This window comes from bacterium (genome assembly GCA_019637795.1).
Classification (GTDB): Bacteria; Desulfobacterota; Binatia; order HRBIN30; family CADEER01; genus JAHBUY01.
Window position 1 is genome coordinate 85,736 of the sequence record JAHBUY010000007.1, and the last position, 22,982, is coordinate 108,717.

Below are 22,982 nucleotides of genomic sequence, written 5' to 3' on the forward strand. Positions count from 1 at the left end.
ACGACGCGCGTCGCTGGACGGGCAGCGATCGGTTGCGGTGACCGGGCGCCGATCGCCTGCCGGGCTAGTGGCCGAACACCTCGAGGATGCGCTGGTTGTTCTCCCGCAGCCGCTCGGGGGGAACGCCGATCGACGGGGCGTAGAAGAGGACCTCGTCGCAGAGGCCGGTCCACTGCGCCAGGCGGTCGCGCGCCTCGTCGGGCGGGCCGGCGATGGCGATCTCGTCGACCAGGCTGTCGGGGATGGCGGCGGCCATGGCGGCGACGTCGAAGCCGGCGAGGGCGGCGCGGCAGGCGGCGGCGACCTCGGGCAGGCCGTGGAACTGCAGGATCGTGTGGTAGACCTTGACCGTGTAGTAGAAGCCGATCTGCTGCTTGGCGTCCTGCACGGCGACGGCGCGGTCGGGATGGAGCGAGGTCATCACGTAGGGCACCAGGCGGCAACTGCCGCTGGCGCGGCCGGCGGCGGCCTCGGCGCGGCGCAGGGTGGGCAGCGTGACCTCGCGGTGCCAGCGGCGCGTGGCGATCGGATGGCCGACCAGGCCGTCGGCGGCGGCGCCGGCGCTGCGGATCATCGGCGGGTTCACCGCCGCGGTCCAGATCGGCAGATCGGGGCGGGCCCCCGGGCGCATGAAGACGGGAATCCTGAGATCCCAGAAGCGCCCCGTGAAGCGGAAGCCGAAGCCGTTGGCGGCGGCGAAGGCGGCGCGCAGCAGCTCGATCAGCTCCTTCATCCGCGCCGCCGGCTTCTCGAACGGCATGCCCCACCAGTCGGTGTTCATGCGCGCGGTGCCGCTGCCGAGGCCCAGCACCATGCGGCCGCCCGAGAGCTCGTCGAGGTCCATGGCGGCGGTCGCGTGCACCATCGGCGAGCGGGTGAAGGCGTTGGCGATGCCGGTGCCGAGCGTGATGCGGGAGGTGGTGGCGGCGATCGCGCCCAGCACCGCGAAGGCGTGCTGGTTGAAGAACTCGACCGAGAACACCGCGTCGAAACCGGCGCGCTCCGCCGCCTGCGCCAGCGCGAGATTGCCGCGCGTCGAGCCGGCGGTGAGGATCAGTCCGCGTCGCATGTCTCGTCTCCCGTCCCCCGTCTTCTCTGCTCGTCGGCGCTCGCGCGCCTCGCCCGCGCCTGGCGCACCCGAGGGCCGGGACGAGGCCGCGCGTCGACGAGATTGAATCTCTGATCAGGGATTCGTAGTCTCCTAGCCAACCCCGCCCGCCGGCGGCAAGCGAAAAGCGAGGAGCCCGCGCATGCGATTCCACACCCCGATCTGCGATCTGTTCGGCATTCGCCACCCGATCTTCCTCGCCGGCATGGGGCAGGTGGCCTACGCCGAGGTCTGCGCCGCGGTGTCGGAAGCGGGGGGCTTCGGCACGCTCGGCATGGTCGGTGCGGCGCCGGAGGGCATCCGCGACGAGATGCGCCGGGTGAAGGCGCTGACCGACAAGCCCTTCGGAGTCGACCTGCTGCAGGCGCTCCCCGATCAGGTGGAGGCGGCGATCGACGTCATCATCGAGGAGGGGGCGACGGCGTTCATCGCCGGGCTGGGCATTCCCGGCCCGGTGATCGGCCGCTGTCACGCCGGCGGCGTCAAGGTGGTGTCGATGTGCGGCACGGTCGAGCACGCGCGCAAGGCCGAGCAGGCGGGCTGCGACGTAGTGGTGGCGCAGGGCACCGAGGCGGGCGGGCACACCGGCCGCGTCGCCGCCATGGCGCTGATCCCGCAGACGGTCGACGCGGTGCGCATTCCGGTCCTCGGCGCCGGCTCGATCGTCGACGGCCGGGGCTTCGTCGCGGCGCTGGCGCTCGGCGCCCAGGGGGTGTGGATGGGGACGCGGTTCATCGCCACCACCGAGGCGCGGGCGGCGCGCCAGTTCAAGGAGCGGATCGTCGCCGCGCGCGGCAGCGAGACGGTGGTGACGCGCTGCTACTCGGGCAAGCCGATGCGGGTCATCACCAACCCCTACGTCGAGGAGCAGGAGCGGCACCCGGAGAACATCCGCCGCTTCCCCGAGCAGATGCTGCACAGCGCCGTGACCGGGGTGATCAACTACGTCGACGACGACGCCACCGACCCGCAGCGGACCTGCATGCCGGCGGGGCAGGGGATTGGCGGCATCGCCGACGTCGTCCCGGCCGGCGACGTCGTGCGCCGCGTCCTGCGTCAGGCGGCGGAGACGGTCGGCGCGCTCGGGCACCTGCCGTGAGCGCCACGCCGGCCCGACGGCGGCCGCCGCCGCGGCGCGGCAAGGCGCGCCGCGGCAAGGCGGCGGTCGTCCTCGCCCAGGAGATCGCGCGCGAGATCCACCGCCGCGGCCTCGGCGCCGGCGACAAGCTGCTGGGCGAGCAGAAGATGGTCGAGCGCTACGGCGTCGCCCGCGGCTCGCTGCGCGAAGCGCTGCGGTACCTCGAGCTGCAGGGGGTGCTGCGCATCAAGTCCGGGCCTGGCGGCGGGCCGGTGATCCAGGTGCCCGACGGACGCCACTTCGCCAGCACGCTGGCGCTGATGCTGCAGTTCGTCGGCGCGCGCTTCCGCGCCATCGTCGAGACCCGCTGGGTGGTGGAGCCCGGGATCGCCGCGCTGGCGGCCGAGCGGGCGAGCGCCGCCGACATTACCGCGCTGCGCGACTGCCTGGCGGCGATGCGCGAGGCGCTCGCCGACCCGCGGCGCTTCGCCGAGGAGAATCGCCGCTTCCACGATCTCCTCGCCTACGCCAGCGGCAACCCGCTGTTCCGCTTCCTCGTCCCGGCACTGCACTGGATCTCCGACGGCGCCGGCGGGGACTACCGCCCCGACGAGCGCCGCCGCATCCTGCGCGGCATGGCCGACATCCTCGCCGCCGTCGAGGCGCGGGCGCCGGCGATCGCCTACGATCTCACCCGCGCCTTCTTCGGGGCGTCGCTGGCGTACCTCGACCGCGCGCACGGCGAGCTGATGGCGCGCCCGCTGCGCTGGTCGGACTACCGCGACTGAGCGCGGCGCGCTCGCGCCGTCGTCCGTGCCACGAGGCGGAGGCAGGCGGGGCGGCGGCGCCCCGCGGGATTCACGCCTTCAGGGCGTGCTGGAAGCGCCGGGCGACCGCCACCGCCGTGCGCCGGGCATCCCCGAGGATGGAGTCGGCCGACTGCTTGATGTCCTTCCACGACTCGCCGGCGGCGCGGCCGAGGCGGTCGAGGCTGCGCGCCGCCTCGCGCTGGCGCGCCTGCAGCGCCTTCATCTGCGCCCGCGCGTCGGCGCGCAGGGCGGCGATGCGGCGCCGGGCATCGGCTTCGATCTTGGTCTCGGCGCGCCGCAGCCCTTTGCGCAGGTCGGCGATCGAGCGATCGAGATGCTGCACGCCCTGGCGGATCTCGCCGTACGCGGCGCGGACCTCGCGCGGCATCGCCGGGCGCGCGCGCTTCGCCGTCGCGCGCCCGCGGACCGTCCTCTTCGCTGCCTTGGTCGCCATCGCTGGCCTCCTCTCGCTGGGGTGGACAGCGACAGGCTAACAGTCCCGGCGCCGCTCGCCAGTGGCGCGGGGTCAGCCTTGATGCGACGAAAACATTTCACCACGGAGGCACGGAGACACGGAGTAACCTGGACAAGAGAGGGTTCGCGGGCGAGATCCCCAACGCCATCAGCAATGGCCATAGGGATCGCGCCCACCCGCCATTCCCAGGCTGCACCCTCTGTGTCTCCGTGCCTCCGTGGTGCAGGTGTCTTGTCGTATCGAGGTTAGCTGACGAGGCCGAGGCCGCCGTCGAGGACGACGACCTCGCCGGTCATGTAGCGGGAGATCACCACCCCGTAGATGGTGTCGGCGACGTCCTCGGCGGTCGCCGAGCGCGCGAGCGGCGCGCTGTGCTGCACGGCGGCATGGATCGGTGCCCAGTCCTTGGTCCAGGGCGTCGCCACCAGACCGGGGGCGACGGCGTTGACGCGCACCGGGCCGACGACGCGGGCGAGCAGGCGGGTGAGGTGGTTGATCGCCGCCTTCGACACCGCGTACGGGATCGAGCTGCCGGTCGGGCGGACGCCGGCCAGCGAGGTGACGTTGACGATCACGCCGCGGTCGCTCTGGCGCAGCGCCGGCAGCGCGGCGCGGCTCAGGTACCAGGTGCCGAGCAGGTTGACGTCCAGGATGCGGCGGAAGACCTCGTCGGTGACCGCATCGAGGTCGGCGTGCGGGATGAGCGCCGTGGTGCCGGCGTTGTTGACCAGGATGTCGAGGCGGCCGAGGCGGCGCACCGTCTCCGCCACCAGGCGCTGGCAGGTCGCCTCCTCGGCGACGCTGCCCTGCAGGTAGATGGCGTTCGGCAGCGACGCCGCGACCCGCTCGCCGGCCTCGACCGAGGTCGAGGAGTTGACCACCACCGCCGCGCCGGCGGCGGCGAGGCGGCGCGCGGTCGCCTCGCCGATGCCGCTCGACGAGCCGGTGACCAGGGCGACCTGGCCGGCGAGCGTGCCCGAATCGCTCATTGCGCGGCCGCCGGCTGTCCCTGCGGGGCGTTGGCCATGAACTGGGCCAGCAACTGCACCAGCTCCTGCGGCGGGGTCATCTCCGGGTCCTCGACCGAGTCCTTCAGATGCTCGAACTGCAGCAGGTCGAGCTTCTCGTAGGCGGCGCGGACCCGCGGCGTCAACAGGCCGAGGCGCTTCAGGTTGGGGACGATCTTCTGGAACATCATCTGGCGGAAGCCGCGCATGAAGGGCGTCTGCTGCGACCAGTCGTTCCACACCTTGGTGTCCCAGCCGAGGCGTTCGAAGACGGGCGTGATCAACAGGCGCTCGCGCAGCAGGTGGGTCGCCTCGATGACGAACTCCTCGCGCTCGCGCAGCTCCGCCGCGCTCATCTCCTTGCTGTACAGGTCGGCCAGCGACAGCACGCCGAAGGCGACGTGGCGCGATTCGTCCTGCATGACCCGCCCGATCAGGTCCTGGATCAACGGCTCGTCCATCATCTGCATGCGGGTGACCCCGAACGCCGCCAGCGCCAGGCCTTCGACCATGATCTGCATGCCGAGGAAGGTGATGTCCCAGCGGCTGTCGGTGATGATGTCGTCGAGCAGACGGTTGAGGCTCGGCACGCACTCGTAGGAGAGGCCGAGCTTCTCGGTCAGGTAGCGGTGGTACACCTCGACGTGCCGCGCCTCGTCGGCGACCTGGTTGGCGGCGTAGAATTTCGCCTCCTCCCAGGGCACGCCCTGCACGATCTTGGCGGTCGCCAGCAGCGCCCCCTGCTCGCCGTGCAGGAACTGCGACAGCATGAACGCGTTGATGTTGAGCTGGAAGGTGACGACCTCCTCGTCGTTCAGCGCCCTGGGCGGCGCCAGCAGCGTGTTCATCAGCGCCGGCATGCCGTTGGCGACCCGCTCCTTGACCATGCGCTCCAGGTTCACGTCGATCGACCAGTCGAGGTCGTTGGCGTTCCAGGCCAGCGTCTTGCCCTTCTCGTACAGGGTCAGCAGGTTCCGCTTCTCGAGCGCGTAGCGCCAGTCGAAGACGGTCTCCATCGTCGATTTCACGGACTCGAACACCGGGCCCTGCTTCGGGAGCGGCAACGGATTGTGCTGGGTGTACTGCATGCTTACCTCCGGCGATGGCGCGCCGCGGGGTGGCGGCGCGGCTCGATGCCCACGTAACGGAGCACCAGGGTGGTCAGCTCGCGGCGCAGCTCGGCGTCGCTGAGCGGACGCCCCTGGGCGCGCGTCTCCTCGATCAGGACGTGCTGCTGCATGATGGCGAAGGCGGTCTGGATCGCGAGCTCGATGGCGAGCCCGGGATCGGGGTGCGACATCTCGTCGCGGCGGGTGAGGAAGAGGGCGCTCAACCGCTCCTCGACAGTGCGTCGGAAGCGCAGGCCGCCCTCGAGCAGGACGGGATCCTGCAGCGCGTTGACCAGGAAGGCGGCGATGATCGGCCGCCGCTCGCGGGTGATCGACACCAGCTCGGCGACCGCCGCCTCGACGATGGTGGCGGTCGCGGCGTCGGCCCAGCGCGACGCGTCGGCGAGGCGCTCGACCCGCTGCATCAGCTCGAGGAAGTGGCGTTCCTCGAGGGCGCGCAGCAGCTCGTTCTTGTCGCGAAAGCGGGCATAGAAGCCACCCACCGAGGAGCCGGCGCGGCGCGCGATCTCGGGGATCGAGACGGCGTGGTGGCCCTTCTCGATGATCAGCTCCTCGGCCGCGTTGAGCAGCCGGCGCAGCGTCTCCTCGCTGCGCGCCTGCTTCGGCTCGCTGACCGTGCGGAGCTGTGCGACGTTCGCCATCCCGAATCAGAATCCGATTCGGATTCGTATATGAGAGGAAATGGCTTGTCGAGTGATTTCTGGCAGGTGCCACGGCCGTGGGGCGCCGCCTCCGCGATGCCCCACGGCCGTCGCCATCAATGCTCGCGCAGCTCGAGCCTGCCGATCTGATTCCGGTGCACCTCGTCCGGGCCGTCGGCGAGGCGGAGGGTGCGGGTGTTGGCGTAGGCGCGGGCGAGGAAGAAGTCGTCGGAGACGCCGGCCGCGCCGTGCGCCTGGATGGCCCAGTCGACGACCTTCTGCGCCATGTTGGGGGCGGCGACCTTGATCATCGCGATCTCCTTGCGCGCCACCTTGTTGCCGACGGTGTCCATCATGTACGCGGCCTTGAGGGTCAGCAGGCGCGCCTGCTCGATGGCGATGCGCGATTCGGCGATGCGCTCCAGGGTGACGGTCTGCTCGGCGATCGGCTTGCCGAAGGCGACGCGCGACGTGACCCGTTTGCACAACGCGTCGAGGGCGCGCTCGGCGACGCCGATGACCCGCATGCAGTGGTGGATGCGGCCGGGGCCGAGGCGGCCCTGGGCGATCTCGAAGCCGCGCCCCTCGCCGAGCAGGATGTTGGCGGCCGGCACCCGCACGTCCTCGAACAGCACCTCGCCGTGGCCGTGCGGCAGGTCGTCGTAGCCGAACACCGGCAGGTGGCGGAGCACGGTGACGCCGGGGGTGTCGCGGGGCACCAGGATCTGCGACTGCTGCTGATGCGGCGGCGCGTCGGGGTTGGTCTGGCCCATGACGATCAGGATCTTGCAGTGCGGGTGCATGACGCCCGACGTCCACCACTTGCGGCCGTTGATCACGTAGTGGTCGCCGTCGCGGCGGATCTGGCAGCGGATGTTGGTGGCGTCGGAGGAGGCGACGTCCGGCTCGGTCATCGCGAACGCCGAGCGGATGGTGCCGTCGAGCAGCGGCTCGAGCCACTGCCGCTGGTGTTCGGCCGTGCCGTAGCGCTCGAGCACCTCCATGTTGCCGGTGTCCGGCGCGGCGCAGTTGAAGACCTCGGGCGCCATGCCGGAACGGCCCATGATCTCGCACAGCGGCGCGTACTCGAGATTGGTGAGCCCGGCGCCGCGCTGGCTTTCGGGCAGGAACAGGTTCCACAGCCCAGCCGACTTCGCCTTCTTCTTCAGCTCCTCGATGATTGGCGGCTGCGCCAGGCGGTTGGCCTCGATCTGCCGCTTTTCCAACTCCTCGTTCGGGTAGATGTGCTCGTCCATGAACGCCTGCAGCTTCTTCTGCAGCTCGACGACCTTGGGCGAATAGGCGAAGTCCACGCGCGTCCTCCTTCGTTCGGGCGCTGTCTCTAACAGAGGGACACCACGGATGACACGGATGTCACGGATGCTCCCGGATCGGATCGGTGCGGAGCCGTCTCATCCGTGTTCGATGTTCTGGGCGCTCACGGCGCCGGTCGCGGATCCACCAGCCAGGTCGGCAGCAGCTCCGACACCGTCGGATGGATCGACATCGCCCAGCGCGGGGTCTGCCATGGCCGGTCGGCGCGCAACATGGCGAGAACGCCGTGGATCGCCGCGTCGGAGCCGCGGGACGGTCATCGCTGGGTCGCGCCCGTCGACGGCTCGCGTATCACCCGCCCGCGATGGTGGCGCTGCTCACTCGCGATGCAGCGCCGCCGCGGTGAGCTGGGCGGCGTCGGGGGGCGCGAGCGCCGGCACCTCGATGACGACGCGGTGGATGGTGCCGGCGAACGGGAAGGGAGGCTGGTAGTCGTCGCATACCGGAAAGCCGCGGTCGCGGCCGATCAGCAGGCCGGCGCCGCCGATCTGCCAGCGCATCGGCAGGCGGCGCGGCAGCGGGCCCTCGGCGACCGCGGTGCCGTCGACGAACAGGTGCAGCGTGCGGCCGGTGCGCGCCCACTGGTACTCGGCGACCAGCGCGTGCCGGCCGGGGGCCAGCGCCGCTGGCGCGGTGAAGCGGAAGAGCTCGCCGAGGATGTTGAAGGCGACGACCGGCCGTCCGGCGACGAGGTAGAACGCCCAGCCGTTGCTCCAGTCGCCGAGGGCGCAGATGACGCCGCCGCTCCCGGCGGCGACCTCGACGTCGGCGAGCAGCCGGAAGCCGCCCCCCAGGGGCGGCAACGCGTCCTCCGACACCGGCCCGCCGCCCGGCAGCAGCACCGCCTGCCAGCGCGGTCCCCACGGCGCCGGTTCGAGCGCGCTGGCGCGACCGAGGAACGAATCGAGCAGCGGCAGGACGTTGTTGCGCCCCGCCTCCACCCACCACAGCTCCTGCAGGGCGCGCAGCCGATCGGGGTGCTGCGCGCCGATGTCGTGGGCCTCGGCGAAGTCGGTGCCGAGGTCGAACAGCGCCCAGTGGTCCTGGTCGAAGTCGCTGCTGCCCGACACCTGCTCGCGCTCGACGGTGAGCTGCGGGCCGACGTGGTCGGTCGTCGCCTTCCAGCCGTCGTGGTAGATGGCGCGGCTGCCGAGCATCTCGAAGTACTGGGTGCGGCGCGGCGCCGGCGCGCCCGGCGACTCGAGGACCGGCAGCAGCGAGGCGCCGTCGATCGGCTGCTGGGCGACGCCGTCGACGACCTCGGGCGCGGCGATGCCGGCGGCCTCGAGCACCGTCGGCATGACGTCCACGGCGTGACAGAACTGCGGCCGGATGGCGCCGCGGTCGGCGATGCGCCGCGGCCAGCGGGCGATCAGCGGCGTGCGCACGCCGCCCAGCCAGGCATAGCGCTTCCACAGGCGGAGCGGGGTGTTGCCGGCCCAGGCCCAGCCCCAGGCGTAGTGGTTGTAGGCGCGGAAGCCGCCGAGATCGTCGATGCGGCGCAGCGTGTCGTCGAGCTCGTCGACGCGATCGTGGATGAAACGGTGCTCGTTGAAGGAGCCGATCGGCCCGCCCTCGGCGCTGGCGCCGTTGTCGGAGAGCAGCAGGACCAGGGTGTCGTCGAGCGCGTCGACGCGCTCCAGGAAGGCGAGCAGGCGGCCGATCTGCGCGTCGGTGTGGGCGAGGAAACCGGCGAAGGCTTCCATCATGCGGGCGTAGAGGCGCCGCTGATCGGCGGGCAGCGCGGTCCATTCGGGGATCCACGCCGGCCGCTCGCTCAGCGTCGTGCCGGCGGGGACGACGCCCGTGGCGAGCTGACGGGCGAAGGTGTCGGCGCGGAAGGCCTCCCAGCCGGCGTCGAAGCGGCCGGCGAAGCGGTCGATCCACTGCCGCGGCGCCTGGTGCGGCGCGTGCATCGCGCCGGGCGCGAAGTAGCAGAAGAACGGCTTGGCCGGCGTCGCCTGGCGCTGGTCGTGGATGAGGCGGATGGCCTGATCGGCGAGGTCCTCGGTGAGGTGATAGCCCTCCTCGGGACGGCGCGGCGGCTCGAGGAAGCCGTTGTCGCGCACCAGCTCGGGCGTCCACTGGTTGGTGTCGCCATTGAGGAAGCCGTAGTAGCGCTCGAAGCCGAGGCCGAGCGGCCAGTGATCGAACGGGCCCGAGGCCGACTGCTCCCAGCGCGGCGCGAGGTGCCACTTGCCGACCGCGAAGGTGCTGTAGCCGGCGTCGCGCAGCAGGCGGGGCAGGGCGGCGGCGCTGCGCGGGATGCGCGCGTTGTAGCCGGGAAGCCCGATGGGAATGTCGGTGAGGAAGCCCATGCCGACGGCGTGGTGGTTGCGGCCGGTGAGCACGCAGGCGCGGGTCGGCGAGCAGAGGGCGGTGACGTGGAAGTGGTTGAAGCGCAGGCCGTCCGCCGCCAGGGCGTCGATGGCCGGGGTCTCGACGCCGCCGCCGAAGCAGCCGAGCTGGGCGAAGCCGAGGTCGTCGAGGACGATGAGGAGCACGTTCGGCGCGCCGGCCGGCGGTCGCCGCGGCGGTGGAAAGGAAACGGCGGAGTCCGCCATGGTGCGGCCGAGGGTCTGGCGTGTTGGCATGCGCCCTCATAGGACTTCGCGCTCGGATGACTCAACCGCGCCGGGCGCGAGATTTTTTTCGCCACCGTCTGGACAGAACCGGTCGGGAATTGTACGGACCAGTACGTACATGAAGCGCGGGCGCTACCAGAAGAGCGACATCAGCCGTGAGCGGATCCTCGAAGCCGCCAGCGCGGTGTTCGCGACCCGCGGCTACGCGGGCGCCGGTGTGGATCGGCTGGCGGAGCGCTCGGGAATCGCCAAGACCGCCATCTACTACCATTTCGGCAACAAGGAGGGGCTGCTGGCGGCGGTCCTGGAACGGGCGGCGACGCAGTGGATCGACGCCATCCAGTCGGCCGCCAGCGAGGGCGGCGATCCGCTGCAGCGCCTGGACCGCGCCCTCGCCGGCATGCGCGCCATGCTCGAGGAGCGGCCGTGGATCTACAAGCTGTTCCAGATCCTGGCGCTCGAGGTGGCGGACGAGAAGCCGGAGATCCGCGCCACCCTGCGCGCCATCCTCGACAAGGCGCGCACCGCGATCGTCGACGGCATGCGCGAGGCGCTCGGCACCTCGGTGCCCGGCGGCGAGCTGATCGCCAGCACCATGTTGGCGATGCTCGACGGCATCTCGCTCGGCATGCAGATCGACGACACGCTGTCCCTCGACGAGAGCTTCAGCGAGCTGCGGCGCCTCGTCGCCTTCATGGTGACGACCAGGCTGAATCCGGAGCTGGCGCGGCTGTTCGAGCAGCCGCTCGAGTCGCTGCGCTCGGCGGCGCCGCCGAGCCCGCAGCAGGGAGACACGAACGATGAGCGCAGTGGCCAGTCTGAGCGGTGAGCTGCCGCAGGAGGAACGGGCGCGCGTCGATGCCGAGGAGGCGTACCGGCGGCTGCTCGCCCGCCTCTCGCACCAGTCGGTGGTGAAGCACTACGACGCCTACGCCGACGTGCCCTGGGACGATCCCGCCTTCGCCATCGATGCGGAGGATCCGCGCTGGGAGCTGAGCGAGCGGGATCCGCTCGGCGCCACCGCCTGGTACCGGGCGCAGCCGGCGCCGATCCGCGCCCGCATCGGCCTGCACATGATCGCCACCTTCGCCCGCATCGGCTGGCAGTTCGAGAGCGTCCTGAAGCGCGGCCTGCTGGAATTCGCCCTCCGCCTGCCGGAGAACGCGCCGGAGTTCCGCTACTGCTACCACGAGGTGATCGAGGAGGCGCAGCACTCGCTGATCTTCCACGAGTTCGTGCAGCGCACCGGCCTGGCGACCCGCCCGCCGCGCATCCTCGGCGTCGGCGACCGCCTGGTGGTCGGCTTCGCGCGCCGCTTTCCGGAGCTGTTCTTCTTCTTCGTCCTCGCCGGCGAGGATCCGATCGACTACACGCAGCGCGAGATGCTGCAGGGCGAGCGCGCGCTGCACCCGCTGCTCGAGCGCATCAGCCGCATCCACGTCACCGAGGAGGCGCGCCACATCGCCTTCGCGCGCCACTACCTGCGCCGCAACGTGCCGAAGCTGCGCGGGCCGAAGCTGTTCATCCTGCGCCTGCGCACGGCGATCGTGATGACCATCGCCTCGCGCATGATGAGCCGGCCATCGCGGCACGTGGTGCGCACCTACGGCATTCCAGCGGAGGTGCTGCGCGAGGCCTACGGTCCGGGTTCGAAGGGCGCCGACTACATCAAGCGCGCCCTCTTCAAGCCGCGCGAGCTGTGCTGGGAGCTGGGGGTGCTGAACGAGCGCTGGGCCGGGCTCTGGAAGCGGCTCGGCATCTACGCCCCCGCGGGCTCTCCCGTCTGAGATCACACGGCGGCCGCCGACTTGCCCGCGACGGCCGCCGCCCGAACCGCCCGCGGCGTACCCCCTTGCGCCGCGGGCGGGTCAAAAGACCGGTGGCGGCGGCGCGCCGCGGGCGAAGAACGCCTCGACCTCGGCCAGCACCTGACGGGTGGGGCCGATCACCCGGCGCGCCGGCGGCAGCGAGGCGAGGAACACCTGGCCGTAGGCCTTGCTGGCGATGCGGCTGTCGAGGATCACGACGCAGCCGCGATCGCTGCGGCTGCGGATGAGGCGGCCGAAGCCCTGTTGCAGCTTGATCGCCGCCTGCGGCACGGTGTGCTCGGCGAACGGATCGCCGCCGCGCTCGGCGATCGCCTCGACCCGCGCTTCCTCCAGCGGTTCGCTGGGGACGCGAAAGGGCAGGCGGGCGATGACGACGCAGCGCAGCGCGTCGCCGCGCACGTCGACGCCCTCCCAGAAGCTGTCGGTCGCGAACAGCACCGCCCGCGGATCGGCGGCGAAGCGGCGGAGCAGCATCTGGCGGCTGAGCTCGCCCTGGCGCAGCGGCAGATAGCCGCCGGCGCGCAGCCCGTTGGCGAGCTCGAACCAGGCGCGGTTGAGCGCCGCATACGAGGTGAAGAGCAGGAAGGTGCCGCCGCGGGTGGCGGCCAGGACGTGGCGCATGGCGTCGTGGCTGGCGGCGTCGTGGCCGGCGGCGTTCGGCTCCGGCAGGTCGGCGGGGACGACGAGCAGCGCCTGGCGCGCGAAGGCGAACGGCGAAGCGACCCGCAGGGTGTCGACGCGCTCCGGCAGGCGCACCCGGTCGATGCCGACGCGCTGGTGCAGGAAGTCGAAGCGCCCGTTCACGGTCAGCGTCGCCGAGGTGAGCACCGCGGTCGCGAAGGGGTCGAAGAGCGCCGCCGCGAGCTGGGCGCCGACGGCGATCGGCGCCCGGTGCAGCGACAGGCTGACGGCGCCGTTGGCGCGCTGGCGGCGCTCGATCCAGGCGCAGTGGCCGCGGGCGTCCTCGGTGAAGTCGACCAGCGCCTCGGCGAGGGCGCGCAGCCGGTTGCCGACGGCGGCGAGCTCGGTGGCGAGATAGCGGATCTGCGGCGCGACGTGCTCGGAGAGCCGGTCGATGCGCTCGAGGACGCCCGCGAAGTCGCCCGCGAAGGCGTCGAGGGCGCGCGCGAGGCGGCCGGTGCGCTCCACCAGCTCGCGCCAGAAGGCGGTGTCGCGCACCGCCTCGGTGATCCGCAGCTTGGCGGCGCGCTCGTCGCCGCGGCGCAGGGGCAGGGCGTCGAAGGCGGCGCAGAGCGCGTCGAAGCAGTCGGTCGCCTCGGCGACGACGCTCGGACAGGCGGCGGCGAGGCGGCCGTCGATCCAGTGCGCGGCGCCGGTGGCGATCGGCTCGTCGGCGGCATCGTCGACGGCATCGAGCGCCAGCGCCAGCGCCGGCAGGATGCCCTTGCCGGTCTGCCGCCGGCTCTGCAGGCGGCCGCAGGCGCGCTCGATCATCGCCAGGCTGGCCTGGGCGCCGAAGTAACTGGTGGCGACGTCCTCCAGGTGGTGCGCTTCGTCGATGATCACCCGGCCGCTGGGCGGCAGGACGCCGCTCTGGGTGTAATCGCCGACCTCGGCCCGCAGCGCCAGATCGGCCATCAGCAGGTGGTGGTTGGCGACCAGGATGTCGGCCGCCGCCGCGGCGCGGCGGGCGCTGTAGAAGAAGCAGCTCGAGTAGTAGGGACAGCGGGCGCGCAGGCAGTTGTCGTTCTCCGACACCACCTGCTCCCACACCTCCGGCCGCGGCCGCACCGCCAGATCGGCGAGGCTGCCGTCCGCGGTCTGCGTCGCCCACGCGAGCACCTGCCGCAGCTCGCCCAGCAGCTCGTCCTCGACCAGCAGCGTCGGCTGCGCTTCGGCCTGCGCCGCCTTGCGCTTGCAGAGGTAGTTGCCGCGGCCCTTGACCAGGGCGACGCGGGCCTCGAGCCCGGCGCGCTGGGTGAGCAGCGGCAGGTCCTTGTGCACGAGCTGCTCCTGCAGGTTGATGGTGTGGGTCGAGATCACCACCCGCTGCTGGTTGGCGCGGCTCCAGAGGATCGCCGGCACGAGGTAGGCGAGCGACTTGCCGGTGCCGGTGCCGGCCTCGACGCTGAGGATGCCGTCGTCGTTGAACGCCGTGGCCACGGCGCGCAGCATCGCCAACTGTTGCGGCCGCTCCTCGAAGCCGTCCAGCGCGGCGCCGACGGCGCCGTCGGCCGACAACAGCGCGGCGGCGGCGGCGGCGTCGACCGCGGCGGGCGTGGCCGGGCGGTGCGGTTCGACGACGACGTAGACCCGGGCGACGGCATTGTCGACGAGGTAGGCGCCGACACCGCCGTTGCCGAGCGCGGAGGCGATCGAGAGGTCGGCATCCGACGGCCGCAGCACGCCGCTCGGGTGGTTGTGGATCACCACCTCGCCGGGGCGCGGCACCTGCAGGATCGCCGGCGCGGCGTGGCGGTTGCCGCGCGCCAGGATGCGGACGTCGCTGACCAGACCGTCGTCGCCGACGCTGCCGAGCGCGAACACCTCGTTGCCGCCGGCGTCCTCGATCGCGGCCCGCAGCGCCGCCGCCGCCGCATCGGTGAACCGCTCCGGCATCGCGGCACTAAACCACAGACGCCGGGAAGGACACAGAGGCCTCGCTGCCCTCGCCGATCCGCTGTGGTACAGAGCGACCCATGATCACGACCGTGGGCCTGGTGCAGATGCGCTGCGGAGGCGACGTGCGGGCGAACCTCGATCGCGCCATCGCCGGCATCGAGGAGGCGGCGGGCAGGGGAGCGCAGCTCGTCTGCCTGCAGGAGCTCTTCCGTTCGCAGTACTTCTGCCAGTCCGAGGACACCGCGACCTTCGAGCTCGCCGAGCCGATTCCCGGCCCGAGCAGCGAGGCGATCGGCCGGGTGGCGAAGGCGCGCGGCGTCACCGTGGTGGCGTCGCTGTTCGAGAAGCGCGCCGAGGGCGTGTTCCACAATACCGCGGTGCTGGTCGGCGCCGATGGCGCCATCGCCGGCATGTACCGCAAGATGCACATCCCGGACGATCCGCTCTACTACGAGAAGTACTACTTCACGCCCGGCGACGTCGGGTTCCGCAGCTTCGACACCGGGCACGGCCGGGTCGGCGCCCTGGTGTGCTGGGACCAGTGGTTCCCCGAGGCGGCCCGCCTCACCGCGCTGCGCGGCGCCGAGCTGCTCGTCTACCCGACGGCGATCGGCTGGCACCCGCGCGAGAAGGACGAGCACGGGGCGGCGCAGTACGACGCCTGGCAGACCATCCAGCGCAGCCACGCCATCGCCAACGGCGTCTTCGTCGTCGCCGTCAACCGCGTCGGCCTCGAGGGCAACCTGGAGTTCTGGGGCGGCTCCTTCGTCGCCGATCCGTTCGGCCGCGTCCTGGCGCGCGCCAGCCACGATCGCGAGGAGGTGCTGGTGGTGGCGTGCGATCGCAGACTGATCGCCGAGACGCGGCGCAACTGGCCGTTTCTCCGCGATCGTCGGATCGACGCCTACGACGGGCTGCTGAAGCGCTACCTCGACTGATGCTGACGCCGACCCCCGGCAGTCCGGCGGCGCTCGGATTCCGCATGCCGGCGGAATGGGAGCCGCACGCCGCCACCTGGCTGTCGTGGCCGCACAAGGCCGCGTCGTGGCCCGGCAAGCTGGAGCGCATCCCGCCGCTCTGGGTCGAAATGGTGCGCCACCTGGTGGTCGGCGAGCTGGTCCACCTGCTGGTGAACGACGCCGCGCCGGCGGCGACGGTGCGGGGCATGCTCGAGCGCGCCGGCGTGGGGCTGGAGCGCGTGCGCCTGCACGAGGTGCCGACCGACGATGCCTGGATGCGCGACCACGGGCCGACCTTCATCACCCGCGGCAGCGAGCTGGCGCTGGTCGACTGGCGCTACAACGCCTGGGGCGGCAAGTACCCGCCGTGGGAGAACGACGACCGCGTGCCGCGGGCGGTCGCCGAGCTGCTCGACGCGCCGCGCTTCGAGCCCGACCTCGTGCTGGAGGGCGGCTCGATCGACGTCGACGGCGCCGGTACCCTGCTGACCACCGAGCAGTGCCTGCTGAACCCGAACCGCAACCCCGGGCGCTCGCGGGCCGAGATCGAACAGGCGCTCTGCGACTACCTCGGGGCGCGGCGCGTGCTGTGGCTCGGCGACGGCATCCTCGGCGACGACACCGACGGCCACGTCGACGACCTCACCCGCTTCGTCGCGCCGGCGACGGTGGTCACCGCGGTCGAGGAGGATCCGGCGGATCCGAACCACGCCCCGCTGCAGGAGAACCTGCGGCGCCTGCGCGCCATGCGCGACGCCGGCGACCGGCCGCTGCGGCTGATCACCCTGCCGATGCCGGCGCCGGTGGAATACGAGGGCCAACGCCTGCCGGCGTCGTACGCGAACTTCTACATCGGCAACGCCGTCGTGCTGGTGCCGGTGTTCGACTGCGCCAACGATGCCCGCGCCCTGGCGACGCTGCGCGAGGTGTTCCCCACCCGGCGAGTGGTCGGCATCGCCGCCACCGACATGGTGTGGGGCCTCGGCGCCTGCCACTGCGTGACCCAGCAGCAGCCGGCAGCGCCCGCGGCCGTCGGCGCGTGAACGCGGTACGCCGGGGCTACGGCGCCAGCTCGCGGGCGCGGCGCTCCGCCTTCTCCCACATGCGCAGATAGGCCTCGGCGGAGCGGAAGAGCGGCTCGAGCTCGGCGTCGCTGACGCCGTCGCGGCGCACGTCCTCGATCAGGTCGGGCAGCAGGCCGATCTCCGCCAGGCCCTCGGTGTTGAAGTCGAGGGTGCGGTGGCCGACCTTGGGCTGCTGGAAGATGACGTCACCGGCGTACGAGGTGAACGGGTAGGTGAGCGGATCGCTCTGCGGCGTCGAGCCGCAGACGCTCTTCGGCCCGAAGCGCGGTCCGGGGGCGCCGGCGAAGCCGTTGAGGTCGAGGCCGAAGCCGAGCCCCGGGTAGCCGCCGTTGTCGCGGATGCGCTGCAGCCGCGCCTGGTAGCCGTCATCGACGGTGGCGCGTTCGCTGGCCGAGCGGCAGCGCCCGAAGCCCGAGGTCGAAATGCCGCCGAGCGCGTAGAGGCGGCCGAAGTTGTCGAGCCCGTGCGTGCCGGCGGCCGGATAGTCGTGCGCCTCGAGGATCTCGAAGGCGCGGCGGTAGGCCTGGCGCGGCAGGTGGTCGAGCTCGACGATCATGCCCTTGGCGATCATGCGCTCGATCAGCAGCTCGCCGAGGGGCGTCAGGCCGGCGTTCTGGCAGTGGGTGCTCTCCCCCGGGATCGGCGGCGCCAGCAGGCGTGCGAGGAACGGCGCGAAGGTGGCGATGGGGTCGAGGAAGAACTGGCTGAAGTCGTTCGGCGGCGGCGCGAAGTAGTCCTCGCGCGGCTCGTTCATGCCGGGGAAGGTCATCGGACCGCGGTCGAACACGGTGGGGACGCTGTCGTCGCAGGCGGTGGTGAAGTTGGAGAAGTGGCCGGTCTGGATGATGTTGCCGAGCTCGATGAAGCCCTTGTTGCCGTCGCCGGCGGAGAAGGCGTTGTCGTACTTGTGCACCGGGAACAGGACCCGCACCCCGAGGTCGTAGTAGTGGTCGAGGCGCTCCTGGACGTCGGCCTCGCTGCAGGCCGGGAACTCCTCGCTCGGGGTCAGGAAGCAGTTGAAGAGGTTGGAGGTCTCGATGCCGAGCACGACGGCCATCTTGCCGGCGCGGATCACCTCCCGGGCCTCGGCCGGCGAGGTCACGATGCGGAACCAGCCGGCGCCGGGGCCGCCGGACTGGGCGTCGATGTAGTCCTGCATGTGGCGGACCTCGACGAGCTGCCGGTCGACCGCGACCATGTCGTTGCACGAGTAGCGGATCGGCTGGATGCCGCCGCGGCCGAGGAGGTCGCAGATGATCTGGTTGTTCACCGCGTGCTGGACGACGAGCCGCAGGCCGCCGAGGTACGCGCGTTCGAGCCACTTGTAGTACTGCACCTGGTGCGTCGAGCTGTCGAAGGCGCTCGGCCAGGTGGTGAAGTCCGGGTAGCCGGCGGTGAAGTGGTTGAAGTCCGGCAGGCGCCCGGTGAGCAGCGCGCCGATGAAGTCCTCGAGCTTGACGTTCGAGCCGGCATCGTAGCCGGCGCCGAACAGGTCGGCGCGCCCTTCGGGGCCGTGGAATCGCTCGCAACTGCCGAGCGCGTGCTCGACGCCGAGCGGGTGGAAGGGGGCGCCGTGGAAGATGCCGCCGCCGCCGAAGCCGAAGTTGGCGAGGATGTGGGAGTGGGCGTCGCTGAAGCCATAGACCGCCCCGTCCGCGAACTCGGTGCGCGTAACCGCGCCGGTGGTGAAGGTGTCCTCCTCGGGGAACGGCGCGCAGCCGTGCGCCGGGTCGAGGGTTACCGGCGTCGCCGCCGCGCCGACGCCGCCGGCCGAGAGGTAGGCGCCGCTCTTGCGATGGCGGAGGAGGAGCTCGTCCGGCTCCGCGCCCGGCAGCAGATCCCACTCCGCCTCGGACTGGAAGTCGTCGTCGACGGTGGTGATGTCCGACTCCAGCGTCGTCTCGCGCCCCAGGCCGGCGCCGTCGGAGACGAGGTAGCCGGCGGCGTCGTCGTACAGCAGATAGCTGCCGAGGCGCGACGCCTTGAAGAAGAACGGCGTGGCGCCGGCGTCGGCGCTGAGGGCGAAGCCGTCGCCGTCGCGGACCAGGGCGCCGGCGGCGGTGGCGACGGTGTAGCAGCCGTTGGCAAAGCTGTAGATGCTGGCTGCGACGCGGGTCGGGGTCGGCGTGACCGTGAGGGTGGCGGTCTCCGGCGCGGTGGGCGAGGCGGGCGGCGTCGCCGTCGCGGTCGGCGGGTTCGTCGCCGCGGTCGTCGCGGTCGCGGTCGCGGTGGCGGTGGCGGTGGCCGCGGCGTGCGCCGTGACGGTGGCGGTCGCCGAGGCCGTCGGTGGCGACGTGGGCGTGGCCGGGCGTGCGTCGGTGTCGTCGCCGCAGGCGGCGAGGAGGAGCAGCGAAAGCGCCAGGCGCAGGGGAAGCGAATGCGGATGAGGAACCATATCCGTGACCCTGTATCGACTGCGTCGCAGTCAGGCAAAGGCATTCGCGGCCGCCGGGGCGGCCGCTGGTGCCGGCGCCTCCGCCCCGCTAAGAGCACCATCGACTGAGGGAGGCACGGCGATGGGACGGATGGCGATTCTCGGCGGGACGGGACCGGAGGGCATCGGCCTCGGCCTGCGCTTCGCGATGGCGGGCGAGGAGGTCGTCATTGGCTCGCGGCAGGCGCAGCGGGCCGAGGATGCGGCCCGCGACATGCGCGCCAAGCTCGACGGCATCGGCTGCCGGACGCCGGTGCGCGGCGCCGACAACGCCGCCGCGATCGACGGCGCGGACATCGTCGTCGTCTCCTTCCCGTACGCCGGCGTCGGCGACCTGCTGCCCGGCATGGCGCCGCGGCTCGAGGGCAGGCTGGTGCTCGACGTCATCAATCCGCTCGAGCGGGTGAACAAGGTCTTCGTCTCCGCCCAGGTGCCGGAAGGCTCGGCGGCGGAGCGCATCCAGGCGCTGCTGCCGGGGAGCTTCGTCGTCGCCGGATTCAAGAACGAGAGCGCGGAGGAGCTGGTCGAGGTGCACCACCCGGTGGAGGGCGACATCGTCGTCTGCAGCGACCACGCGGAGGCGAAGCGGACGATCATCGACCTGGTGAAGCGGATCCCCAACTATCGCCCGGTGGATGCCGGCGCGCTGGTGAACGCCCGCGTCACCGAGGGCATCACGGCGATGCTGCTCAACATCAACCGCCGCTACAAGGCGGTGACCTCGATCCGCATCCTCGGCCTCGACGGTCCGGCGCACTGAGCGCCCCGCCATGGTCGGCGCGGCGCCGCTGACGCTCGGACTGGCGGACGGGCGCTTGCAGATCGTCGCCGGCGGCGGCTGCGCGGTCGAGATCGCCGGCGCCGTGCCGGAGCTGACGGTCGACCGCGCCGGCGAGCGCCAACGCTGGCGCGCGGACTCGCTGGTGGCGTTCGAGGGCGGCTGGTCGGCGCTGTGGGCGGAGACGGGCCTGCGCGTGGAGCTGCGCGTCGAGGCGGCCGGCGACGCGGTGGTGCTGCGGACGACCCTCGAGCACGCCGGCGAGGCGCCGCTGCGCCTGGTGGCGATGGCGCCGCTGGCCGTGACGCCGCCGGGCGCCGTGCGCGTCGGCGACGACGTCGGGCGCTGGTCGGTGTACCGCAACGGCTACCAGTCGTGGAGCGGCACCCGCGCCTACGGGGTCGAGGAGGCCGACGCCGATCCGTGGTTCGGCTTCCTGCGCGACTCGCAGACCGACGTCGCGCACCGCGCCAGCGGCCGCCGCGGCGTCTTTCGCTCCGATCTCGTCAGCGCCATCGTCGAGCGCGGCGGCGGGCAGGCCCTGGCGCTCGGTTTCCTCGACGCGGCGGCGTTCCTCAGCGCCGTCGAAGTGGAGGCGCCGGGCGGCCGCTTCCGTCGCCTGGCGGCGGTGGTCGACGGCGACGAACGGCCGCTGCGTCCCGGCGAGCGCCTGGCGCTGCCGCCGCTGTGGCTCGCCGCCGGCGCCGACGGCTGGGCGCTGCTCGAGCAGTGGGCGGTCGCCTGCGGCGCCGCCATGCAGGCGCGCGTCCCCGAGCGCACGCCGCTCGGCTGGTGCTCCTGGTACTACTACTTCACGCGCGTGCGCGAGGCCGACATTCTCGACAACCTCGAATCGCTGCGCCGCCTGCGCGACCGGGTGCGCTGCGACTACGTCCAGGTCGACGACGGGTACCAGCGGGCGATCGGCGACTGGCTGGAGCCGAACGGCAAATTCCCGCACGGCATGCGGTGGCTGGCGCGGCGCATCCGCGACGCCGGCTTCGACGCCGGCATCTGGCTGGCGCCCTTCCTCGTCCGGCCGGAATCGCAGTTGATGCGCGCCCGCCCGGACTGGCTGGTGCGCACGCCGCGCGGCCGCCTGCGCTGGGGCTGCTGGAACCCGATGTGGAGCCTCGGCCGGCCGGCGTACGTGCTCGATACGACGCGCGACGACGTGCTCGACTGGCTGCGCGAGGTGGCGCGCACGATCGTCCACCAGTGGGGCTACCGGCTGCTCAAGCTCGACTTCCTCTACGCCGCGGCGCTGCCCGGGGTGCGCGCCGACCGCGACGCGACCCGCGCCGAGGCGCTGCGGCGCGGCCTGCAGGCGATCCGCGAGGGCGCCGGGCCCGACGCCTTCCTGCTCGGCTGCGGCTGTCCGCTCGGGCCGGCGATCGGCGTCGTCGACGGCATGCGCATCGGCGCCGACGTGGCGCCGTACTGGAGCAACTGGATCAGCCGCGTCCTCAACCGCGGCCGCCACGGGGTCGCCACCGAGCACGCGCTGCGCAACATCCTCACCCGCGCCTTCATGCACCGCCGGCTGTGGCTGAACGATCCCGACTGCCTGATGGTGCGGGCGCGCGAGACCCGCCTGACGCCGGCCGAGGTGCAGACCCTGGCGACGGCGATCGCCCTCACCGACGGCATGTTCGTGCTCAGCGACCGCCTCGACGGGTTGCCGCCGGAGCGCCTGGAGTGGATCGAACGGGTGCTGCCGCTGCTCGGCGGCGAGGCGCGGGTCGACGATCTCTTCGAACGCGATCTGCCCGAGCGCCTGCGCGCCGGGTATCCGGGGGCGGAAGCGGTGGGCCTGTTCAATTTCTCGCGCCGCGCCGCCGAGCGACGACTGGTCGTGGCGCCCGGCACCGCGGTGCGCGACGTCTGGGGGGCATCGCCGCTGGCGGTCGTGGACGATGCGCTGACGCTGTCGCAGGTGCCGCCGCACGGCTGTCGGCTGCTGTGGCTGGAGGAGCCGACTCCCATTGAAGGCGACACCGCCGGCGATTAGGGTCGAGTCGACATGGATGCCCCGGTCGAGAAGAGCGGCGCCGAGCTGGCCGACGAGCTCGCCCGCTTGCAGCAGCCGAACCTGTACTCCCCCGCCGCCTGCGACGCGATGGCGCGCACCATCGCCCGCATCCACGCGCTCAAGCGCGAACGCAACGCGGTGATCCTGGCGCACAACTACCAGCGGCCGGAGATCTTCGAGGTCGCGGACGTCGTCGGCGACTCGCTCGAGCTGGCGCGCCAGGGGCAGGCGATGGACGCCGAGGTCATCGTCCTCTGCGGCGTCCACTTCATGGCCGAGTCGGCGAAGATCCTCTCGCCCGAGAAGACGGTGCTGATCCCCGACCTGCGCGCCGGCTGCTCGCTGGCCGACAGCGTCGACCCCGACGCCCTGGTGGCGCGCCGGGACGAGCTGCGCGCGCTCTATCCCGACCTGCAGGTGGTCGCCTACGTGAACACCAGCGCCGCCGTGAAGGCGGTGGTCGACGTCTGCGTCACCTCCGCCAACGCGGTGAAGATCGTGCAGCGGCTGCCGACCGAGCACATCCTGTTCGTGCCCGACGAACACCTGGCCAGCTACGTCCAGCGGGAGACGGCGAAGACGGTGATCAGTTGGGACGGCAACTGCTACGTCCACCACCAGATCACGCCCGAGAACATCCTGGCGGTGAAGCGGACGCTGCCGGACGTGAAGGTGCTGGTGCACCCGGAGTGCCGCAGCGACGTGATCGCGCTCGCCGACGCGGTGCTCTCGACCAGCGGCATGGTGCGCTACGCCAAGGAGAGCGCCGCCCGCGAGTTCCTGATCGTCACCGAGTGCGGGCTGTCGGACAAGCTGCTGCTCGAGGTGCCGGAGAAGACCTTCTACAAGGCCTGCAAGCTCTGCCAGTTCATGAAGATGATCACCCTCGAGTCGACGCAGCGGGCGCTCGAGCGGATGCAGCACCGGATCGAGCTGAGCGACAGCGTGCGCCAGGGCGCCGAGCGCAGCCTGCGGCGGATGCTCGAGCTGAGCGCGTAGGCGGACGATCCGGCCGGTGGCGGCTGCCGCTCCGGCGGCGCCCGCGCAGCTCCAAGGACGTGCAAACCGCCTGAGTTGACTCCGCCGCCCGTTTCCTCTGGGTTGCGGAGGATCG

Annotated in this window: 18 protein-coding genes; 9 read left to right on the top strand and 9 right to left on the bottom strand. The window is 72.1% G+C overall.

Annotation, left to right across the window (positions count from 1 at the left end):
• Positions 1 to 64: 64 nt before the first annotated feature.
• The gene (locus KF840_22030; protein ID MBX3027586.1) at positions 65 to 1,069 is read right to left on the bottom strand and encodes an LLM class flavin-dependent oxidoreductase; all 1,005 of its coding nucleotides are present in this window, start codon (positions 1,067 to 1,069) and stop codon (positions 65 to 67) included.
• Positions 1,070 to 1,250: 181 nt separating this feature from the next.
• Between KF840_22030 and KF840_22035 the strand changes: the two genes are divergently transcribed.
• Both KF840_22035 and KF840_22040 read left to right on the top strand, forming a co-directional pair.
• Positions 1,251 to 2,207: a nitronate monooxygenase gene (locus KF840_22035; GenBank protein ID MBX3027587.1), complete on the top strand. Its 957-nt coding sequence runs from the start codon at positions 1,251 to 1,253 to the stop codon at positions 2,205 to 2,207.
• Positions 2,204 to 2,974: a FadR family transcriptional regulator gene (locus KF840_22040; GenBank protein ID MBX3027588.1), complete on the top strand. Its 771-nt coding sequence runs from the start codon at positions 2,204 to 2,206 to the stop codon at positions 2,972 to 2,974. Before KF840_22035 ends, KF840_22040 begins: the two co-directional genes overlap by 4 nt.
• 70 nt (positions 2,975 to 3,044) lie before the next feature.
• Here KF840_22040 and KF840_22045 read toward each other — a convergent pair whose 3' ends face one another.
• From KF840_22045 to KF840_22070, 6 genes are all read right to left on the bottom strand, one after another.
• Positions 3,045 to 3,449 carry a hypothetical protein gene (locus tag KF840_22045; protein MBX3027589.1) on the bottom strand — a complete coding sequence of 135 codons (405 nt, stop codon included), beginning with the start codon at positions 3,447 to 3,449 and terminating at the stop codon, positions 3,045 to 3,047.
• 266 nt (positions 3,450 to 3,715) lie between these two features.
• Positions 3,716 to 4,459 carry an SDR family oxidoreductase gene (locus tag KF840_22050; GenBank protein MBX3027590.1) on the bottom strand — a complete coding sequence of 248 codons (744 nt, stop codon included), beginning with the start codon at positions 4,457 to 4,459 and terminating at the stop codon, positions 3,716 to 3,718.
• On the bottom strand, positions 4,456 to 5,565 hold the full coding sequence (locus tag KF840_22055; GenBank protein ID MBX3027591.1) for a ferritin-like domain-containing protein: 1,110 nt from the start codon (positions 5,563 to 5,565) through the stop codon (positions 4,456 to 4,458). The genes KF840_22050 and KF840_22055 overlap by 4 nt, the downstream gene beginning before the upstream one ends.
• Positions 5,566 to 5,567: 2 nt before the next feature.
• Positions 5,568 to 6,248: a TetR/AcrR family transcriptional regulator gene (locus KF840_22060; protein ID MBX3027592.1), complete on the bottom strand. Its 681-nt coding sequence runs from the start codon at positions 6,246 to 6,248 to the stop codon at positions 5,568 to 5,570.
• A gap of 116 nt (positions 6,249 to 6,364) precedes the next feature.
• Positions 6,365 to 7,561, bottom strand: a complete 1,197-nt coding sequence (locus KF840_22065) for an acyl-CoA dehydrogenase family protein (protein MBX3027593.1) — start codon at positions 7,559 to 7,561, stop codon at positions 6,365 to 6,367.
• Positions 7,562 to 7,900: 339 nt separating this feature from the next.
• A complete protein-coding gene (locus KF840_22070; GenBank protein ID MBX3027594.1) occupies positions 7,901 to 10,147 on the bottom strand; it encodes an arylsulfatase in 2,247 nt (748 codons plus the stop codon).
• Positions 10,148 to 10,286: 139 nt separating this feature from the next.
• Between KF840_22070 and KF840_22075 the strand changes: the two genes are divergently transcribed.
• Both KF840_22075 and KF840_22080 read left to right on the top strand, forming a co-directional pair.
• On the top strand, positions 10,287 to 10,997 hold the full coding sequence (locus tag KF840_22075; GenBank protein ID MBX3027595.1) for a TetR/AcrR family transcriptional regulator: 711 nt from the start codon (positions 10,287 to 10,289) through the stop codon (positions 10,995 to 10,997).
• The gene (locus KF840_22080; GenBank protein ID MBX3027596.1) at positions 10,969 to 11,955 is read left to right on the top strand and encodes a diiron oxygenase; all 987 of its coding nucleotides are present in this window, start codon (positions 10,969 to 10,971) and stop codon (positions 11,953 to 11,955) included. Before KF840_22075 ends, KF840_22080 begins: the two co-directional genes overlap by 29 nt.
• Before the next feature lie 81 nt (positions 11,956 to 12,036).
• On the opposite strand, the gene KF840_22085 is transcribed toward KF840_22080, so the two are convergent.
• The gene (locus KF840_22085) at positions 12,037 to 14,577 is read right to left on the bottom strand and encodes a DEAD/DEAH box helicase family protein (GenBank protein ID MBX3027597.1); all 2,541 of its coding nucleotides are present in this window, start codon (positions 14,575 to 14,577) and stop codon (positions 12,037 to 12,039) included.
• Between the two features lie 80 nt (positions 14,578 to 14,657).
• Between KF840_22085 and KF840_22090 the strand changes: the two genes are divergently transcribed.
• A complete protein-coding gene (locus tag KF840_22090) occupies positions 14,658 to 15,518 on the top strand; it encodes a carbon-nitrogen hydrolase (protein MBX3027598.1) in 861 nt (286 codons plus the stop codon).
• A 44-nt stretch (positions 15,519 to 15,562) separates the two neighbouring features.
• Positions 15,563 to 16,582, top strand: coding sequence for an agmatine deiminase family protein (locus tag KF840_22095; GenBank protein ID MBX3027599.1), 1,020 nt, complete (start codon positions 15,563 to 15,565; stop codon positions 16,580 to 16,582).
• 16 nt (positions 16,583 to 16,598) lie between these two features.
• Here the strand turns inward: KF840_22095 and KF840_22100 are convergent, their stop codons facing one another.
• Positions 16,599 to 19,019: a membrane dipeptidase gene (locus KF840_22100; protein ID MBX3027600.1), complete on the bottom strand. Its 2,421-nt coding sequence runs from the start codon at positions 19,017 to 19,019 to the stop codon at positions 16,599 to 16,601.
• A 121-nt stretch (positions 19,020 to 19,140) separates the two neighbouring features.
• On the opposite strand from KF840_22100, the gene npdG reads away from it, so the two are divergent.
• Genes npdG through nadA form a run of 3 tightly spaced genes read left to right on the top strand, consistent with a single transcriptional unit; the run spans position 19,141 to position 22,867 of the window.
• Complete coding sequence (npdG, locus tag KF840_22105; GenBank protein ID MBX3027601.1) at positions 19,141 to 19,818, top strand: NADPH-dependent F420 reductase; 678 nt, start codon at positions 19,141 to 19,143, stop codon at positions 19,816 to 19,818.
• 10 nt (positions 19,819 to 19,828) lie between these two features.
• Positions 19,829 to 21,847 carry an alpha-galactosidase gene (locus KF840_22110; GenBank protein MBX3027602.1) on the top strand — a complete coding sequence of 673 codons (2,019 nt, stop codon included), beginning with the start codon at positions 19,829 to 19,831 and terminating at the stop codon, positions 21,845 to 21,847.
• A 12-nt stretch (positions 21,848 to 21,859) separates the two neighbouring features.
• Entirely contained in the window at positions 21,860 to 22,867 is a 1,008-nt protein-coding gene (gene nadA / locus KF840_22115; protein MBX3027603.1) for a quinolinate synthase NadA, read from the top strand.
• Positions 22,868 to 22,982 lie beyond the last annotated feature (115 nt).

Excerpts from the sequence above, each read along its gene's own strand:
- KF840_22045 (MBX3027589.1), bottom strand. The coding sequence starts at position 3,449 with ATGGCGACCAAGGCAGCGAAGAGGACGGTCCGCGGGCGCGCGACGGCG.
- nadA (MBX3027603.1), top strand. The coding sequence starts at position 21,860 with ATGGATGCCCCGGTCGAGAAGAGCGGCGCCGAGCTGGCCGACGAGCTC.
- KF840_22055 (MBX3027591.1), bottom strand. The coding sequence starts at position 5,565 with ATGCAGTACACCCAGCACAATCCGTTGCCGCTCCCGAAGCAGGGCCCG.
- KF840_22030 (MBX3027586.1), bottom strand. The coding sequence starts at position 1,069 with ATGCGACGCGGACTGATCCTCACCGCCGGCTCGACGCGCGGCAATCTC.
- KF840_22050 (MBX3027590.1), bottom strand. The coding sequence starts at position 4,459 with ATGAGCGATTCGGGCACGCTCGCCGGCCAGGTCGCCCTGGTCACCGGC.
- npdG (MBX3027601.1), top strand. The coding sequence starts at position 19,141 with ATGGGACGGATGGCGATTCTCGGCGGGACGGGACCGGAGGGCATCGGC.
- KF840_22090 (MBX3027598.1), top strand. The coding sequence starts at position 14,658 with ATGATCACGACCGTGGGCCTGGTGCAGATGCGCTGCGGAGGCGACGTG.
- KF840_22035 (MBX3027587.1), top strand. The coding sequence starts at position 1,251 with ATGCGATTCCACACCCCGATCTGCGATCTGTTCGGCATTCGCCACCCG.
- KF840_22100 (MBX3027600.1), bottom strand. The coding sequence starts at position 19,019 with ATGGTTCCTCATCCGCATTCGCTTCCCCTGCGCCTGGCGCTTTCGCTG.
- KF840_22060 (MBX3027592.1), bottom strand. The coding sequence starts at position 6,248 with ATGGCGAACGTCGCACAGCTCCGCACGGTCAGCGAGCCGAAGCAGGCG.
- KF840_22085 (MBX3027597.1), bottom strand. The coding sequence starts at position 14,577 with ATGCCGGAGCGGTTCACCGATGCGGCGGCGGCGGCGCTGCGGGCCGCG.
- KF840_22095 (MBX3027599.1), top strand. The coding sequence starts at position 15,563 with ATGCCGGCGGAATGGGAGCCGCACGCCGCCACCTGGCTGTCGTGGCCG.
- KF840_22080 (MBX3027596.1), top strand. The coding sequence starts at position 10,969 with ATGAGCGCAGTGGCCAGTCTGAGCGGTGAGCTGCCGCAGGAGGAACGG.
- KF840_22110 (MBX3027602.1), top strand. The coding sequence starts at position 19,829 with ATGGTCGGCGCGGCGCCGCTGACGCTCGGACTGGCGGACGGGCGCTTG.
- KF840_22075 (MBX3027595.1), top strand. The coding sequence starts at position 10,287 with ATGAAGCGCGGGCGCTACCAGAAGAGCGACATCAGCCGTGAGCGGATC.
- KF840_22070 (MBX3027594.1), bottom strand. The coding sequence starts at position 10,147 with ATGGCGGACTCCGCCGTTTCCTTTCCACCGCCGCGGCGACCGCCGGCC.